This window comes from Parasediminibacterium paludis, from assembly GCF_042651445.1.
Taxonomy (GTDB): domain Bacteria; phylum Bacteroidota; class Bacteroidia; order Chitinophagales; family Chitinophagaceae; genus Parasediminibacterium; species Parasediminibacterium paludis.
In genome coordinates this window covers 349033-366803 of the sequence record NZ_JBHSDC010000029.1, presented here as the reverse complement: position 1 = coordinate 366803, position 17771 = coordinate 349033, and the positions used below count along the sequence as shown (strand labels likewise).

Genomic DNA, 17771 nt, shown 5'->3' with positions numbered 1-17771 from the left:
GGAATTATTTCATATCTTGACTCCTCAAATACTTCACTTCAATTACAAAGTCAAACCACATTTATGGAAGCCCACACCCAAAAGCAAATTACATGCGTAACTTGGTACTTCTTACTTGCAGCTATCTTATTTACAACTGCTTGCCACCGTACTAAAAAGCTTGTACAAATTGACCCTGCTTTTAGCAAATACATCGAAGCCTATACATCTGGTACAGTATCTAAAAAAACAAGTATTCGCATACAGCTTGCTACCGATGCAAACGTCACCCATGCTGTCAACGAACCCATCAGCAAGAAGCTCTTTTCATTCTCACCAGCGGTAGAAGGTAAAGCTTATTGGATAGATGCAAGAACCATAGAATTTAAGCCTGATAAGGATTTGAGCGTTAATACCATGTATGAAGTTACATTTAAACTTGATGGTGTAATTGATGTACCTAGCAGATACAACAGTTTTACCTTCAACGTAGAAACCATTAAACCCTCTTTTCAAGTTGAAGAATATGGTTTAAAAGCTGCAGGCAAAAATACCATGGCACTAACTGGCCAAATAACAACTGCCGACGTAGAAGCGAGTGCTTCAGTGGAGCAATTGTTAAAAGCAACCATCAATGGTAATGTTCAAAAAATTACTTGGCAGCATAATGAGGGAAATAAAACCCACGCCTATACGGTTGAAAATATTGTTAGAACTAGCGCTGCTCAGTCGCTATCGCTTAGTTGGGATGGCCAACCATTGAACATTGCACTAAAAGATAGTAAAGACATTGCTATCCCAGCTATTGGCGATTTTAAAGTACTTGACGTTCGTGTTATTCAAGATGATGAACAATATGCCTTGGTGCAATTTAGCGATCCATTGTCTATTGGTCAATCGCTAGAAGGTTTAATTGGTATAAGTGGACAAGAAGCTTTAAGCTATACTATTTTGGGCAGTGAAGTCAAAGTGTATGCACCCACAAAATTAGATGGGAACTACACTGTTTCGATTAATGAAGGCATTCAAAATCAATGGGAAGATAAATTGGCTAAAGGCTATACAGCCAATGTGTTTTACGAAAACAGATTACCTTCTGTAAGCCTTGCTGGCAAAGGCGTGATATTGCCTAATAGTGGTGGTAAAATTGTATTGCCATTTGATGCTATTAACCTTAAAGCAGTAGATATTTCAATCATTAAAATTTATGAAAACAATATTGGCCAATTTTTACAAAGCAATAAACTAGATGGTGACGGTTACGAACTCCGAAAAGTAGCCAAACCAATTGTACAAGCGACTGTAAAATTAGATGAAGACAAAAGCATGAATCTTCACAAAAAAAACAGATTCTCACTAAGCTTGGATAAATACATTCATACAGAACCAGGTGCTATTTATCGCGTTCATATTGCGTTTAGGCCTGAATATTCACTATACGCTTGTGCAACCACCGAGAAAGCGAAAGACGATGAAGAAAACGAGAATTATTATGACAATGAAGATGGTAAAGTAGATGACGATGATGAGTTTTGGCAACGTTACAATGATAGCTATCCCTATGGTTATAATTGGGAACAACGCAATAATCCTTGTAGCAAAGGTTATTATAATCGCGAACGGTTTGCTAGCAGAAATATCTTATCTACCAATATTGGGCTAACAGCAAAGCGTGGAAACGATAATAGCTTATTTGTAGCAGTTAGTAATATTATCACAACTGACCCAATGCAAGATGTAGAACTGGAAGTGCTAGATTATCAACAGCAAATCATTGGCAAAGGTAAAACTAGTGCTGAAGGTATTGCCCTTATTGACATTAAGCGTAAACCATTTTTATTAATTGCCAAAAAGGGTACCGAAAAAAGTTATTTAAAACTAGATGATGGTAGCTCATTAATGTTATCGAAATTTGATGTTTCGGGTGCAGAAATTAAGAACGGTATTAAGGGTTTTATATTTGGTGAGCGTGGCGTGTGGCGGCCGGGCGATAGCTTGTTTTTAAGCTGCATTATTGAAGATAAAACCAACAAACTACCTAAAGATCATCCTATTGAATTACAGCTAATCTCGCCAAGGGGGCAATTGTATAAACGCATTGTAAAACCGAATGCCGAAGGTGGTTTTAATGTATTTAAATTGGCAACAGATGCAGATGCGCCAACTGGCAACTGGACCTGTAAAGTAAAAGTAGGCGCTGCCACTTTTGATAAAAAATTGAAGATAGAAACGGTGATGCCAAACCGTTTAAAAATCAACTTAAACTTCAATGGGCTTACTGCACTTGGTAAAAATACCACCACCACCGGCACACTATCAGCAGCATGGCTATTTGGTGCAAAAGCACAGAACTTAAAAGCCAAAGTAGATGCGCAGTTGTATAAAAAAACAACAACGTTCGATAAGTTTAAAGACTATGTGTTTGATAATCCTACCACAGCCTTCACTACACAAAGCAAAACCATTTTTGATGGAAGTTTAAATGCTGAAGGTACTGCTGCCATTAGCCCTTCATTTGAAGCTGGTACGGATGCACCAGGTATGTTATTGGCTAATTTGGTAGTAAAAGTGTTTGAGCCTGGTGGTAATTTTAGCATTGATAATATTGCATTGCCTTATCATCCTTACACATCCTATGCGGGTGTGCATGTGCCAGAAAGTAAAGATAATTGGGGCTATATAGAAAGTGGTAAACAACAACGCTTTGATTTGGTAGATGTCAATACGGATGGTCAGCTTACCAATGGTGCTACTAGCTTAGAAGTAACTTTATACAAAATTCAATGGCGCTGGTGGTGGGATAACAGTGGTGATGGGTTAAGCAATTTTACACAGGATAATTATAACAAGCTCATCAATAAACAAACCGTTACAGCGGCTAATGGTAAAGCTATTTACACAGCTAACTTTAACGATGACGATTGGGGTAGATATTTAATTCTAGTAAAAGATACAAGAAGCGGCCACACCACTGGCAAAACCTTTTATGTAGATAATGATAGCTGGCGCAGCCGTGGCAACAATGACGATGCTTCTGCAGCTACGATGCTATCTTTTAGTACAGATAAAGAAAAATACAATGTGGGTGAAAAATGCACGCTCACCATTCCTTCTGGCAAAGGTGGTAAAGCGTTAATCAGCATAGAAACAGGCAGCAAAGTGCTTAAAACATTTTGGACAAATACAGAAACTGGTCAAACGAAGTTCGACTTTACCGTTGACAAAGACATGAGCCCGAATGTGTACATCAATGTCAGTCTAATACAACCTCATGCACAAACCATTAACGACTTGCCAATAAGAATGTATGGTGTAGTACCTATTTTGGTAGAAGACAAAAACACCATTTTAAAGCCAGTTATTAAAATGGCTGATATAATACGACCAGAACAAAATACCACTATCAACGTAAGCGAAACCAATGGTAAGCCAATGACCTATGTGATTGCTTTAGTTGACGATGGCCTATTAGATTTAACACATTTTAAAACGCCAGACCCGCACGAGTATTTTTATGCTAAAGAGGCTTTAGGTGTTAAAAGTTGGGATGTATACGATTATGTTATTGGCGCATTCAGCGGCGAGCTTGAACGCATTCTTACCATTGGCGGTGATGCGGATGGCGCCGCTTCAAAAACAAGGAAAGCTAACCGCTTTAAGCCTGTAGTACGTTTTCTTGGACCATTTACAACAAGTGGTGGTAGCCATGCACACAACTTTACTTTGCCACAATACATGGGTAGTGTTCGCGCCATGGTTATTGCCGCTGGTAATGGAGCTTATGGTATGGCAGAAAAAACTGTTACTGTAAAAAAACCTTTGATGATGTTGGCTAGCTTACCAAGAGTGCTGGGCCCAACAGAAGAATTTAAAATTCCCGTTACCATTTTTGCAACAGAAAATTCTATCAAAAATGTAAATCTTAGTATACAAGGCAACCCATTTATTGAGAGTGCAGGTTCACAAAACATCAACTTTACCAAAACAGGTGAGCAAACAGTGTACTTTAATGCTAAGGTAAAAGCCAACACAGGTATTGGCAAAGTAAAAATAATAGCCAGTAGCGGTAAAGAACAAGCAGTGTACGAAACCGAAATTGATGTGCGCAATCCTAATCCAGTGGTTACGCAAGTAGCCGAAGCAACCTTACAACCAGGCACTAGCTATAAAACAGTCGTAGGGATTATTGGGGATGATAAAAGTAGCAAAGCAACGCTTGAGGTATCTGCCATACCTGCTATCAACTTGCAAAAAAGATTAGGCTACCTCATCAATTACCCGCATGGTTGTATTGAACAAACAACTTCTGCGGTATTTCCGCAGTTAGCGTTAAATCTGCTGATGGATGTACCAGAAGATCGCCAACGAACCATAGACAATAATATTCGCACAGCCATTGCCAAAATGCAAAACTTCCAGCAAAACGATGGGGGCTTTAGTTATTGGCCGGGTGTGGATGCCAGCGATGAATGGGGCACCAACTATGCTGGTCATTTCTTGCTAGAAGCCGCTGCTAAAGGTTATGTTGTACCTACCTATTTATTGCAACAATGGAAAGCCTTTCAGCGTAATAAAGCATTGGCTTGGAATGTCAAATCAGCGCCGTATTATGGCACCGATTTAACCCAAGCTTATCGCCTATACTTATTAGCGCTAGCCAAATCACCAGAAATTGGTGCGATGAACCGCTTAAAAGAATGGCAATTTTTAACACCAGAAGGCAAATGGCGCTTGGCAGCAGCTTACTACTTGGTTGGTCAGCAGCAAGTGGCATTACAATTAATCAGTGGCTTGCCTACCACCTTTACTAATAGGCCTTTTCCTGGCATCACTTACGGTAGCGATGTACGCGACCAAGCCATGGTTTTGGAAACCTTAACCATTATGGGTAGACGCTCAGAGGCAGAACAATTAGTGCGAACTGTAGCTAGTAAATTATCGCAAGACCAATGGTACAGCACACAAACCACCGCCTATGCACTTATGGCTATTGCAAAATATAGTGGGGTAACGAGTGGTGGTAAAAAGCTATCATACACCACCAATATCAATGGCAAATCAGCCACAATTAGCAGCAATAGTACCATTGCGCAAAACAGTATTTCATGGCAAAATGGTAAGGGAGATGTTCTAATTACCAATAAGGGTAGTAACGTGCTGTATGTAAGAGTAATTAACGAAGGTAAACCAGTAAGTACCGTACCTATACCTGTTACCAATAATCCCAACGTCTTATTGGTAGCTGTTAACTATCTAAGCACGAGTGGGCAAAGCATCGATATTACCAAACTTAAACAGGGCAGTGATTTTATAGCCAAAGTAACCGTGAAAAACCCTGGTACAAGAGGGGCGTATCAACAAATGGCTTTGTCGCAAATCTTCCCAAGTGGTTGGGAAATTCTCAACACCAGATTATTCAATAGCGAGGGGCAATTTAAATCTTCTGCTAGCGATTATATGGATATTAGAGACGACAGAGTGTACCAATATTTCAACATGAAAGCAGGTGAAACCCTTACGTATTATGTGCAGTTAAATGCTGCCTACCTAGGCAAATATTTCTGGCCAGGCGTATACTGCGAAGCCATGTACGACAATACCATTAGCGGTGGCGTCAGTGGTAAATGGGTAGAGATTGTAGAGTAATAATTTAACCAAGCCATTGCGCATTGTACAATGCGCAATGGCTTTTTTTATTTGTATAATACCAACTTTTGAAGTCAAAATGAATCTTACGTTGCGCCGTACACTTGTACCGCTATATCGCCTTGTACTAGTATGTACAATACTTACAGTATTAGTATGCTGCAAGCAAGTAAGCAACAATGCAACCCCTATAATACAACAACAGCAACTAGCTATTGATAGTAATGTCATCTTTAAAAATAAAGCTGCTGTAATACACGTATTTGTTGCACTTTGCGATAATGAACATCAAGGTATTATACCAGTGCCTAAAGCCATTGGTAATGGTCAAGACCCTCCTAATAATTTATATTGGGGTTGTGATTATGGTGTTAAATCATTCTTTAAAAATAAAACTGAATGGCAGTTAATAACTACTAGAAAAAACCTAAATAACTACATACTTGAACGTTGCATTTTCAAACATAAAAACAACAATAGCTACCTAGTAGCAGATGCTTACGATGGTGCTTGTATTAAACAATGTACCATTGATTTTATAGGAGCTTGTGCAGGTGCTAAAAAAGATACAACCATTTTAAAAGATACGCTAGGCATTGCAGGCAACGCAAGTGTACTAGCCTATATTGGTCATGATGGATTGATGGATTTCAAACTCACCAATACACCCGCTAAGCAAGATAAACAAGAAAGAGAAGCCATTATATTGGCTTGCAAAAGCAAATGGTATTTTGCAAACATCATACAAAAAACTGGCGCTAAACCTTTGATTTGGACCACCCAACTCATGTGTCCAGAAGCGTATACTTTAGATGCAGCTTTAAACGGCTGGCTGAAAAAGGAAACAGATGCACAAATTCATTTAAGGGCTGCTACTGCTTATAGTAAGTATCAACATTGTTCTGTAAAAGCGGCTGGTAACTTATTGGTTACAGGCTACTAAAATGTATCATCATCATCAACTAAGTGTAGTTTACAACTATGCTTTTTGTATTAAAAATAGCAGGTTTGTAAGTAAATAATGGTTAGCACAAACCAAGAAACGCTGCTATTTGTGATAGGTAGCTTAGGCAGAAGAAACATCTTCATTATCTTTACTTCTAGATACGCAAGCGAACATCCCGAAGAGAGAGAACATCAGGGGAATAAAAAGTTATAAAATGCAAATTTCTAAAATTGTATCAATAGCAATAATAATAGCAATTTTGTATATAATTTTCAACTCGTTTATAGTTGAATTATTATTGAAATCCTTTGGGAAATGTACATATGCATATATATATACAGTTACGTCACCAGGCAAAACTGCATCCAACTTTAAGTACAAGTTTCACGTCGACGGTAGTGATTACGATGGTATTATGGGCAAAGAGTTCAATGTAAAAATTGGAGATAGTGTCTGTGTTGTTTACTGGCCAAAAATGCCTAATAAGAATAGACCCCTCCAATATTTTGAGCGTAATAAAATAAAATGTAAATGCAGCGAATAAAAAGCATTCGCTCTTCAAGATGCCGTAAACGAACAAACACCATCTAAGCGTAGGTGTGCCATCTTCGCACTCGGCGTAAGGCTTTGCCTACGCCGTTTTACTAATCGTAGCATTTTCAATAACTAAAAACCGTATACTGCATATTATTTAAATAACTACTTTTCACTGTGCCAAACCCACTCTTCGAAATGTGCAGACTAACATCACAAAGAGCGATAGGGTGAAAGAACATTTTGGAATTGATGATACAGTTTTGTTTAAGCACTAAAAAGATATAAATTATGAAGCACTTTTTAAATTACATATACTATTTTTTATATGATTTTACAAAGAAATTGGGAGGGCGTGATCCTGAAGAATCAGCTACATTATATGCATCATGGATAGTGTTTGCAATTTTTTTTCCGCTACTGTCATTTTTTGTATTCAAGATTGTTGGTAAAGGCGGTGAAATATTTTATCTTCTTTCGGCCTTGTTGTTTGGAGGAGGCATCCACTACTTCAACTTAAAATTTATAAAAAAAGAAATTGATGTACCACATTTGCTTTTGGTTCATTGTAATGAATCGAAGCTAGCAAAAGTCGTTGGTTATATAATTGCAATATTATTGTTGGTGGGGGCACCTATTTTTGGTTTTTTTATTTTGGCACTTATTTAGTTGTTTGCTAGTGTAGGCATTAACCCCCTTCGCTCTTCTGGATGCCCCGCTCTTCGAAATGTTCTTTTGCGGCATCTCTAAGTAAAGATAATGCAGATGTTTCATCTGCCATACACTACATACCACTTAAAATCAGCAGCTCGCTTTTCGACTTTCCCTCTTACGTAGGCCTATAGCACAATCCAAGAAACCTGGACAAGTATTACTATAAAAATCAGTGCCAATCCAATCACCTGATAGCTATCGGGTCTGTGTTATCCTTGTTCCTATTTTCCCCAACCAAAGTTAAATTCTTGCTTATTTTTCATAGATAATTGGTTAATAAATAAGTAACATTTAGCAAAAGTCAAGAGAATTTCGCTAGGAATCACACCCCGTCAGCAAAGCTGCCACCCCTCTACAAGAAGGGAATAAAACGGCATCAAATTCCCCTCAACAGAGGGATGGTCGCAGACCGGGGTGTTATAAATGCTTAGTATTGGTTTGCAAAAGCCAACTACCTATTTACAAAAAGCTTGGTAATACTTACATATTGGGCAGATATTTTAGCATACCCTAATGTATTCGTTCAAAATAGTGTAGATATTTTTACATATCGCTATGTATTTGTTGCTAATTGCATAGACATTTTTGCAGATTGCTATGTATTTGTTACAAATTGCTCAGATATTTTTGCAGATCCTAATGTATTAATTATAAATGGCTTGGTTGCGTCTCAAAAAGCAATAGTGCATTTTACAAAAACAAGGGTTTGTATTGCTTATTTGGCGGGCAATTGTGCAAAGCCAAACTACCATTTACTAAATAGCTTATCCCTACCTAACAAATCGATGGTATAGGTTTTTTACCTATATTGTTCTTTAAAAAAGCGGCATGCTACCTATTGGTTACAGGCTTCTAAACGTCAACCACCATTGAAAAAAATTAAGACTTACATACAACAATTATCTATTTCGGCTAAAATAAAATGGTGTATCGGTATGGTATGTCTGTTATGGTTCTACCTCTCGCTTCCTTCACAACTTTTTATTGCGCCCACTTCTTTTGTGATTACCGATGCCAATGGCAATTTGCTCAATGCGAGTATTGCCACAGATGGTCAGTGGCGGTTTCCTTACAACGAGCAAGTACCAGAAAAATTTATCAAATGCATCACCACTTTCGAGGATAAACGCTTTTATTATCATCCCGGTGTAGACCCTATCGCCATGTGTAGGGCTATTTGGCAAAACAGTAGCAACAGAAAAACGGTTAGTGGTGGCAGCACCGTAACCATGCAGGTGGTGCGCTTATATAAGCAACACACCCAACGCAGTTTTTGGCATAAGCTTACTGAAATGATAGCAGCCATTAGGCTTGAATGTAGTTATAAAAAAAGCAGTATCATAGCTTTGTATGCAAGCAATGCGCCTTTTGGTAGCAATGTAATAGGCCTAGATGCAGCAGCATGGCGCTACTATGGTAGAGATGCCAATCAATTAACCTGGGGCGAGATGGCAGCATTGGCAGTATTACCAAATGCCCCCGCCTTGGTGCATCCTGGTAAAAACCAAAACACACTATTACGCAAGCGCAATGAATTACTAGACAAGTTGGTGGCTAATAAAACCATCACCCTTACAACCGCTAATTTGGCCAAGCTAGAGCCTCTGCCTAGCGAGCCAAAAGCATTGCCGCAATTAGCACCGCACTTGTTAGATAGATTTAAAAGAGACTATGCAAGTCTCAATAAAACAACACTAACTACTACTAGCATTCAAACAACCATTGATGGTAATTTGCAAGCACAGGTGAATGGTATTATTTTACAACACCACGAGCATCTAAAAGGCAATCAAATAAACAATGCCGCAGCCATGGTAGTTGAGATTGAAACGGGCAATATCAAAGCCTATATCGGTAATGTATACGAGCCATCTAACCCCGAAATAGAAAGCCATGTAGATGTGTTAAGCGCTGTACGCAGCCCGGGCAGCACGCTAAAACCCTTGCTATATGCGAGTTTACTCACCGAAGGTGCTATTTTACCCAAACAATTGATACCAGATATTCCCACACAAATAGGTGGCTATGCCCCAGAAAATTTTGACCTCGGTTATGATGGTGCAGTACCCGCCAATAAAGCATTGAGCAGAAGTTTAAACATACCTGCTGTACGCTTATTACAGATGTACAAATACCAGCGCTTTTACGATGTACTAAAGCAAGCGGGCATTACCACATTGAATAAACCTGCAGATTTTTACGGTATGAGTTTAATATTAGGCGGCTGCGAAATATCCCCTTTTGAACTAGCAGGTGTGTATAGTAGTATGGCACGCCTGTACAATCACCAACAACAAAACAATGGTAAGTGGAATGCGAAAGATTGGCAGATGCCACGTTATTTTAGGTCAACAGTAGATAGACCTCAGACCACTGTCGACCATGGAGCGTTGACCATTGACCAATCACTATTCGATTACACGGCCATTTGGCATACGTTTAACGCCATGAATGAAGTGATGCGGCCTGGCGAAGAAGGCTTGTGGAATTTGTTTTCATCGGCGCAGCGTATTGCCTGGAAAACAGGTACTAGCTTTGGTTTTAGAGATGGTTGGGCTGTTGGTGTTACACCTAAATATTGTGTTTTGGTGTGGGTAGGCAATACCACTGGTGTAGGCAGGCCAGACTTAACAGGTATTAATACAGCAGGCCCTATTTTGTTCGACATATTTAGATTACTACCTAAAAGCCCTTGGTTTAATCCGCCTACAAGTGGCTTTAATTATATCAGCGTTTGCAAGCAATCTGGCTTTAAAGCTAGCATGGATTGTGGCGCTACGGATACCATCATGGTGAGCACTTCAGCTAAAAATGCCCCCATTTGTCCTTATTGCAAACGTATAAATTTAGATGAAACAGGTACTTATCGTGTAACAGACAATTGCGTAAGCCCTGCAGAGATGATACATACATCGTGGTTTGTATTGCCACCAACTATTGAATATTATTACCAACAAAAACATCCCGACTACAAGCCATTACCCAATTTTAAAGCAGGCTGTAATACAGACATAACGAAGGTGTTAGATATTATTTATCCAGAAGAAGGAGCAAAAATTTATGTACCCATAGAAGCAAGTGGCATAAAAGGTAATACCATATTTACAGCCACACATCGCAACAAAGGCAGCCAACTGTTTTGGCATTTAGACGATGCATTTGTAGGTACCACACAACAGTTTCACCAATTATCGCTTAACCCAAAACCTGGCCCACACCTTATTACCATTATCGATGAACAAGGGAACAGTGTGAGCAGAAACTTCGAGATTTTACAAAAAGAAAAGCACTAAATCAAATAATTTGCGCTTTGCATGCATCTATTGAAGTAGTAATTCCCATCTTTTCCACCAAGCGTGTTGGCTATCGAGGTAGCACCAAGTTCTGTTGTATTTTTACAGCAATGGTATTAGAACAATTAGATTTATTTGGTAATCCAGTAATAATAGAAACTTCTAAAAAAGAGAAGTCTAAACTGGTGCAACAGCCATTGTTTGAGGCTGAATTCAACGACGACATAACACCACCATCAACCAACATAACACCTGTTGCAGCAACAACGGCAACTATTGATACTGCTGTAAAATCAACTGCATTTACCATTGAAACAGTAACACCAATCACTGAAATTATCGTATCAGAAAAAGCACCTGTTACAGAACCTACGCCACAACCTTTTGTGTATACTGACAATAATATAAGGGTAAAAATAAAAGCCAAGCCACAGCCCAAAAAAGTATTAGCGCCTACAATTGACCTAATACCTGAACCGCAAATAGTTGACACGCTTGATAATATTACCCCAGTAGATAAAACACTCGTTGCTACCGAAAAAACGATGATGGCTACACCAATGCCTGCAAAACGTACAGCGCCAGAATATGTATCCAACCTTCATAAGCGTGGCAGAAAATCGCACAAAGACCTTGAAGCTAGTGCAGACCTTACCAATATACCTGACGATGAAACACTCAATCAAAAATTGTACTATGGAATTACTGAGGTGGCAGGTTGGTTTAATGTAAACGTATCACAAATACGCTTTTGGGAAAACGAATTTGACATTTTACAACCACGCAAAACCAAAAAAGGCGATCGCCTTTTTAGAGTAGCAGATATTAAAAATCTTGAACTCATTTATCACCTTATCAGGCAGCGCAAGTTTAGCATTGAGGGGGCAAAAGCTTATTTAAAAAATAACAAGCAAGCTGCCGATACCAATTTCAAAGTCACACAATCTTTAACTAAGTTTCGGTCTTTTTTATTAGAGTTAAAAGCCAACCTTGGCACTTAATACCAGCAAACAACGCATGAAAACAGTCATTATCGCCTTCTCAGCCATCGTATTATTAACAGCATGTGGCGCTAGCAAAAAAGCTAGTACCAATTATCAGGTATTAGACTATCAAGGTAAAAAAATGCTGAGAGGTGTTATTAACCGTAGCTTGATAGAAAGCGATACCGCTTTCGCATGGTTTAAAGAAAATATGCAATATGGCCAGCCAGATGCAGCGGCTATTGTGGCTTTTCAACAACATAAGGCAGACATTACTATGGTTATTTTTGGTGGTACTTGGTGCGAAGACACACAGAATTTACTACCGAAATTTTATAAATTAGTAGATAAAAGTGGCTTTCCTGAAAGTCGTATAACACTAATAGCAGTAGATAAACAAAAAACAACCGTCAATAATTTACATATCACCTACCATATTACCAATGTGCCTACTTTCATTGTACTAAAATCAGGTAAAGAAATAGGCCGTGTGGTAGAATATGGCAAAGATGGCGACATGGTAAAAGAATTAGGTACTATCATAAGCAAACTATAACTATTCATTAGTAGTTATTTAAAGTCCATACTTATGCCATAATTCAGGCATTGCTATTTCAAAATGTAAAGGTTCGTGTGTAACGGGATGGGTAAATGCCAAATAATAAGATTGTAAGAAAATACTACCATCAGGTGTGGTGCGCTTGAAGCCATATTTCACATCGCCCACAATGGCACAATTGATAGCCGCTAGTTGCGCTCTTATTTGGTGAAAGCGCCCTGTATGCAAGCTAATCTCAAGTAAATGATATTTTAAAGACGACTGAAGCAACACATAGCTTAACTGTGCCTCAGTGCTATGCGCTACCGCTTTAGTAAAGGCTTTTACCTTCTGTTGTTTCCCATCTTTTAATAACCAATGTACTAGCGTAGCGCTAGCTTGCGGTGGTTGATTAGCTACAACAGCGCGGTATTTTTTAGTGACTTGCCTTTCGGCAAATGCTTTACTCAATACTGTAAAACTTGCTGTATTTTTTGCAAATAACAATAGCCCACTTACACGTTGGTCTAGCCGGTGTACAGGCTGCCAAATATCAGGAAGTATACTGCTAATACTGTTTTTGCTAGACGCTGTAGCTTGAGATGCCAAACCAGCGGGCTTATGCACTATGGCAATATCTGCGTCTTCGTATATTATTGCATTCAAATTAACAAGCTGCGCTTTTTGTGAGTATATCTAGTATAAAATTTCAAGCGCCATTATCTATAGTTATCGATAATAGCGCTTGATGAAACTATAACAATTTCCCTTACTTCTTCTTTTTAGGTAGTACCAAACTATCTGCAGGATATTTGGCTTTAATGCTATCTCTCACAGTTTCGCACCAAGTTGTAAAAGACAACTTTTCGGCATCCGTTAACACAGCATTTTTATGAATTAAAGTATAAGTTTCTAAAGGCATCTCACCTTCTTTCGTTTCTTCCATACATTCTTCTAGCTTTTTATATTGCCTAGCGATACTGTAAATGGTAAATTCATCAAAGTTCAAATGTCTTTTACCATCTTTTATATGACTATTTAACCACCAGTCTACTGGTTGTACGTTACTATACCAAGGATATTTGGTATTGTTACTGTGACAATCATAACAAGCTTTTACCAAGGTTTGTTCTACATCTGCTGGAACTGCGTATAGCTTGCTAATATGGTGTGCAGCAGGAGTGGCAGCTATATTTTTAGCTGGGTGGATAAATTGTATCATTACTAGTACTACTAGCAATACAATACCGATGTACTTAAGCGCTTTTTTCATAATGTTTCGTATTAATTAACTAGAATATTTCCAGTCATTTCTTTAGGAATAGGTAAGCCCATTATCGTTAATATACTTGGGGCAATATCGCCCAGCTTACCAGATTTTACACCACCCTTGTAGGTATTAGATAATACAAACAATGGCACTAAGTTTACACTGTGTTGTGTATTTGGCGAGCCATCTTCATTTATCATATTATCTGCATTACCATGGTCAGCCGTTAAAAATACGGTGTAGCCATGCGCAAGTGCTGCTGTTGCCACTTTCTCTACACAAGTGTCTACAGCTTCTACTGCTTTTACCACCGCACTAAACACACCTGTATGACCTACCATATCTGCGTTAGCAAAGTTTAAACAAATGAAGTCGGCATACTCTTTTTCTATTTCTGGCACCAATTTATCTGCTAGTTCATAAGCGCTCATTTCGGGTTGCAAGTCGTAAGTAGCCACTTTGGGGCTTTGTGCCATTATGCGTGTTTCACCTTCAAATACAGCTTCTCTACCACCGCTAAAAAAGAACGTTACATGTGGGTATTTTTCTGTCTCTGCAATGCGTATCTGCTGTTTACCATTCGCAGCCAATACTTCGCCGAGTGTATTATTAAGATTATCGTTCTCAAATATTACATTAACTTTTACGAAAGTCTTGTCATAGTCAGTCATAGTAGTATAATGCAAATCCAACTTAGCCATGCCAAACTCCGCAAAGTCTTTCTGAGACAATACTTCCGTAATTTCTCTACAACGGTCCGTTCTAAAGTTAAAGCATATAACAGCGTCTCCAGCTTTCACTTTAGCCTTTGCCGCATCTACTTTACTGTTAATAATTGGCTTAATAAATTCGTCTGTAACACCGGCAGCATAAGAACTTTCTATAGAACCAAGAATATCATCGCTCGCTTCGCCTACACTATGAACTATCGCATCATAAGCAAGTTTTACACGTTCCCAACGCTTATCTCTGTCCATAGCATAATATCTACCAGTTATGGTTGCTATTTCGCCTACGGTATTGTCTAAATGTGCTTGTAAATTGCTTACAAAACCCAACCCACTTTTGGGGTCACAATCACGCCCGTCTGTAAACGCATGAATATAAACTTCTGTTAAGCCTTGTTCTTTACAAGTATCAATAATGGCTTTTACATGCGATGTGTGCGAGTGTACACCACCATCACTTACCAAACCCAATAAATGCAATGGTTTGCCATTGTCTTTCGCATATTTAATAGCTGCAAGTAAAGTTGGGTTGGTATGAAATTCTTTATTACGTATTGCGACATTAATCCTTTGTAATTCTTGATACACAATTCTACCTGCACCAAGGTTTAAATGGCCTACTTCGCTATTACCCATTTGGCCTTCAGGCAAGCCCACTTCTTCGCCACAAGTGACCAAAGTACTATGCGGATATTTTGAATATAAAGAACTAACAAACGGCGTTTTTGCGTTTTGAATGGCATCTGCGGTTTTTGACTTTCCTAAGCCCCAACCGTCCATAATAATTAAAATTGCTTTCGTACTCATGGCATAAAACTAAGACATTTGATTATTCAATTTCCTTTGTTATTTTTAAACCCGATAGTTTGGCATGTTTTTAGCCCCTAAACCTCTAATAAATCATATAAAATGAAAAAGATTCTACCCCTTATAAGCATGTGCTTCGTGCTGTTTTCATTTACAACCGCCGATAATGTACCCGCCATCATTAACGCATTAAAAACTGGTAATGCCGAAGAAGTAAGTAAATACTTTGATAACTTTATTGACTTAAAATTACCAGAAAAAGACGAAATTAAAAATGTGGGCAAAACCCAAGCTGGACTTACTTTTCAGAGCTTTTTTAAAGATAATAGTATTAAAGGATTTGAGCTTACCAGCCAGCGCGAAATGGGCGCAACCATGTACTTAGCTGGTAAATTACAAAACGCTGGAAAAGGTTATAATATCACCATTTTATTAAAAAATAAAGATGGTGATCGACAAATTATTACCGTACGTATTAATTAATTTTACGAGCATATACAATAACAATGGCGATGAAATTCATCGCCATTGTTATTGTATTAAGTATTTGTAAACCAGCTTTTGTACTACTATTTAGCTACAGTTGCGTCGCACACTTCTACGCATTATTCGCTTTTCAGCTTTATCTGAGCGGTTTTAAAAAGGCGCATCACCATCAATACCATCATCAAAATTGCCCGTATTCATTTTACTGCCTTGCACAAAAAAACGTCCACCACCAGCATTATTTGACGTGCTGCCACTAGTAGGCGAATTTGGCGTAGGAGTAATTGGTTTCCAATTACCACCACTACCAGTCATCATGCCACTGTTTCTATCAGTTACATCTTCAAATCGTTGAATATGTAGATGGGCTTGCAATATCACATTATCCAAAGAACCATTACGGTGTTTCGCTATGCGAATATGCGTTTCGCCTTTTGTGCTTTCGCCACTTTCATTATTGTGAATTTCGTGATATTCAGGGCGATAAATAAACATTACCATATCGGCATCTTGCTCTATCGCACCAGATTCTCTCAAATCGCTCAACTGTGGTATTTTACTTTCTTTACGGGTTTCTACCGCACGGCTCAACTGGCTTAGCGCTATAATTGGGATGTTTAACTCTTTTGCCAGTGCCTTTAAATTTCTAGAAATATTACTAATTTCCTGCTCACGATTGCCATTTTTATTGTCTGCACTACCACTCATCAATTGTAAATAGTCAATAATAATAATGCCTACATTATGTTTATTTACCAAACGCCTTGCCTTTGCTCGAAACTCAAAAATGTTTAAGGCAGCTGTATCATCAATATAAATGGGTGCAGATTCTAAGCGCTTAATACCCTTTGTATGTAACTGTTGGTACTCGTAGTCTTCCATTTTACCACGCGTAATTTTTTCTAGTGGTATTTCGCTTTCAGCACTTAAAATACGCTGTACTAACTGTGCAGCACTCATTTCTAAACTAAAGAAACCAACAGCAGTAGGCTTTACACTATTAAGCGCCGCATTGCGGGTAAGGTTAAGCGCAAAAGCTGTTTTACCCACAGAAGGACGAGCTGCCAAAATAATTAAATCTGTAGGTTGCCAACCATAAGTAATACGGTCTAAACTAGGAAAACCGCTTGGCACACCAGACAATTCTTCTGTTTTGGTGCGCATTTCATCGATACGCGTTACAGCTTGTGCCAAAGCCGTGCTCATCTCTTTATAGTCCGCCTTTAAAAAGTGCTTGGTGACATTAAAGATCTTCTCCTCACTTTCATTGAGTAAGTCAAATACATCGGTGCTATCTTCATAAGCATCACCAATAATTTCGCCGCTAATACGTATCAATTCTCTTTGAATAAACTTTTGCAATACAATTCTTGCGTGCGCATCAATATTGGCTGTACTTACAACGGTGTTGGTTAGTTTGGTTACAAAATAAGGCCCACCAACTGCCTCCAATAGTTCTTTAAAACGCAGCTCTTCAACCACAGTTAAAATATCTATGGGCTGACTTTTTTGCTGCAAGCTCATCATACACCTAAAAATATGTTCATGTGCTTCTACATAAAAACATTCTGGCTTTAAAATTTCACTTACGGTATCAAAAGCACTTTTCTCAAGCATAATTGCCCCAAGAACCGCTTCTTCTAGGTCTCGTGCTTGCGGTGGTACTTTACCAAAGGCCATCGTACCCAAATCAACGGTGGTTTTTCTGCGTTTACGGTCTTTATTAAGCGAGGTGATATCCATTATTGTGATGTCAGTTTTTTCTTAAAAATTGTTGCTGCTAAAACCCTAACTATGTTACCAAATTGTTACGGGGGAGCGAATATGAATTAGAAAATCTAGAATAA

12 protein-coding genes are annotated in these 17771 nt (G+C 38.6%); 8 read left to right on the top strand and 4 right to left on the bottom strand.

Annotated features, from left to right (window positions below; all coding sequences use genetic code 11):
- Nucleotides 1-63: 63 nt before the first annotated feature.
- From ACFOW1_RS15410 to ACFOW1_RS15380, 7 genes are all read left to right on the top strand, one after another.
- Nucleotides 64-5625 carry an alpha-2-macroglobulin family protein gene (locus ACFOW1_RS15410; RefSeq protein ID WP_379015509.1) on the top strand — a complete coding sequence of 1854 codons (5562 nt, stop codon included), beginning with the start codon at nt 64-66 and terminating at the stop codon, nt 5623-5625.
- A 79-nt stretch (nt 5626-5704) separates the two neighbouring features.
- Nucleotides 5705-6568, top strand: a complete 864-nt coding sequence (locus ACFOW1_RS15405) for a hypothetical protein (RefSeq protein ID WP_379015508.1) — start codon at nt 5705-5707, stop codon at nt 6566-6568.
- Nucleotides 6569-7396: 828 nt separating this feature from the next.
- Nucleotides 7397-7774, top strand: coding sequence for a hypothetical protein (locus tag ACFOW1_RS15400; RefSeq protein WP_379015506.1), 378 nt, complete (start codon nt 7397-7399; stop codon nt 7772-7774).
- 515 nt (nt 7775-8289) lie between these two features.
- A complete protein-coding gene (locus tag ACFOW1_RS15395; RefSeq protein WP_379015504.1) occupies nt 8290-8613 on the top strand; it encodes a hypothetical protein in 324 nt (107 codons plus the stop codon).
- Nucleotides 8614-8688: 75 nt separating this feature from the next.
- A complete protein-coding gene (gene pbpC / locus ACFOW1_RS15390) occupies nt 8689-11112 on the top strand; it encodes a penicillin-binding protein 1C (RefSeq protein ID WP_379015503.1) in 2424 nt (807 codons plus the stop codon).
- Between the two features lie 17 nt (nt 11113-11129).
- Nucleotides 11130-12113, top strand: a complete 984-nt coding sequence (locus tag ACFOW1_RS15385) for a MerR family transcriptional regulator (protein ID WP_379015501.1) — start codon at nt 11130-11132, stop codon at nt 12111-12113.
- Nucleotides 12103-12651 (top strand): thioredoxin family protein, encoded by a 549-nt coding sequence (locus tag ACFOW1_RS15380; RefSeq protein ID WP_379015500.1) that lies wholly within the window; start codon nt 12103-12105, stop codon nt 12649-12651. The genes ACFOW1_RS15385 and ACFOW1_RS15380 overlap by 11 nt, the downstream gene beginning before the upstream one ends.
- 18 nt (nt 12652-12669) lie before the next feature.
- On the opposite strand, the gene ACFOW1_RS15375 is transcribed toward ACFOW1_RS15380, so the two are convergent.
- The 3 genes from ACFOW1_RS15375 to gpmI all read right to left on the bottom strand — a co-directional run bounded on the left by ACFOW1_RS15375 (nt 12670) and on the right by gpmI (nt 15438).
- Nucleotides 12670-13299, bottom strand: a complete 630-nt coding sequence (locus ACFOW1_RS15375; protein WP_379015498.1) for an RluA family pseudouridine synthase — start codon at nt 13297-13299, stop codon at nt 12670-12672.
- A 103-nt stretch (nt 13300-13402) separates the two neighbouring features.
- Entirely contained in the window at nt 13403-13906 is a 504-nt protein-coding gene (locus ACFOW1_RS15370; protein WP_379015497.1) for a heme-binding domain-containing protein, read from the bottom strand.
- Between the two features lie 11 nt (nt 13907-13917).
- Nucleotides 13918-15438: a 2,3-bisphosphoglycerate-independent phosphoglycerate mutase gene (gpmI, locus tag ACFOW1_RS15365; protein ID WP_379015496.1), complete on the bottom strand. Its 1521-nt coding sequence runs from the start codon at nt 15436-15438 to the stop codon at nt 13918-13920.
- A 102-nt stretch (nt 15439-15540) separates the two neighbouring features.
- On the opposite strand from gpmI, the gene ACFOW1_RS15360 reads away from it, so the two are divergent.
- Nucleotides 15541-15921 (top strand): DUF4783 domain-containing protein, encoded by a 381-nt coding sequence (locus ACFOW1_RS15360; protein WP_379015495.1) that lies wholly within the window; start codon nt 15541-15543, stop codon nt 15919-15921.
- Between the two features lie 153 nt (nt 15922-16074).
- Here ACFOW1_RS15360 and dnaB read toward each other — a convergent pair whose 3' ends face one another.
- Entirely contained in the window at nt 16075-17667 is a 1593-nt protein-coding gene (dnaB, locus tag ACFOW1_RS15355; protein WP_379015494.1) for a replicative DNA helicase, read from the bottom strand.
- Nucleotides 17668-17771 lie beyond the last annotated feature (104 nt).

Bases quoted from the DNA above. Each gene is read 5' to 3' on its own strand.
- ACFOW1_RS15410 (WP_379015509.1), top strand. From the start codon at position 64: ATGGAAGCCCACACCCAAAAGCAAATTACATGCGTAACTTGGTACTTC.
- ACFOW1_RS15405 (WP_379015508.1), top strand. From the start codon at position 5,705: ATGAATCTTACGTTGCGCCGTACACTTGTACCGCTATATCGCCTTGTA.
- ACFOW1_RS15400 (WP_379015506.1), top strand. From the start codon at position 7,397: ATGAAGCACTTTTTAAATTACATATACTATTTTTTATATGATTTTACA.
- ACFOW1_RS15370 (WP_379015497.1), bottom strand. From the start codon at position 13,906: ATGAAAAAAGCGCTTAAGTACATCGGTATTGTATTGCTAGTAGTACTA.
- gpmI (WP_379015496.1), bottom strand. From the start codon at position 15,438: ATGAGTACGAAAGCAATTTTAATTATTATGGACGGTTGGGGCTTAGGA.
- ACFOW1_RS15360 (WP_379015495.1), top strand. From the start codon at position 15,541: ATGAAAAAGATTCTACCCCTTATAAGCATGTGCTTCGTGCTGTTTTCA.
- dnaB (WP_379015494.1), bottom strand. From the start codon at position 17,667: ATGGATATCACCTCGCTTAATAAAGACCGTAAACGCAGAAAAACCACC.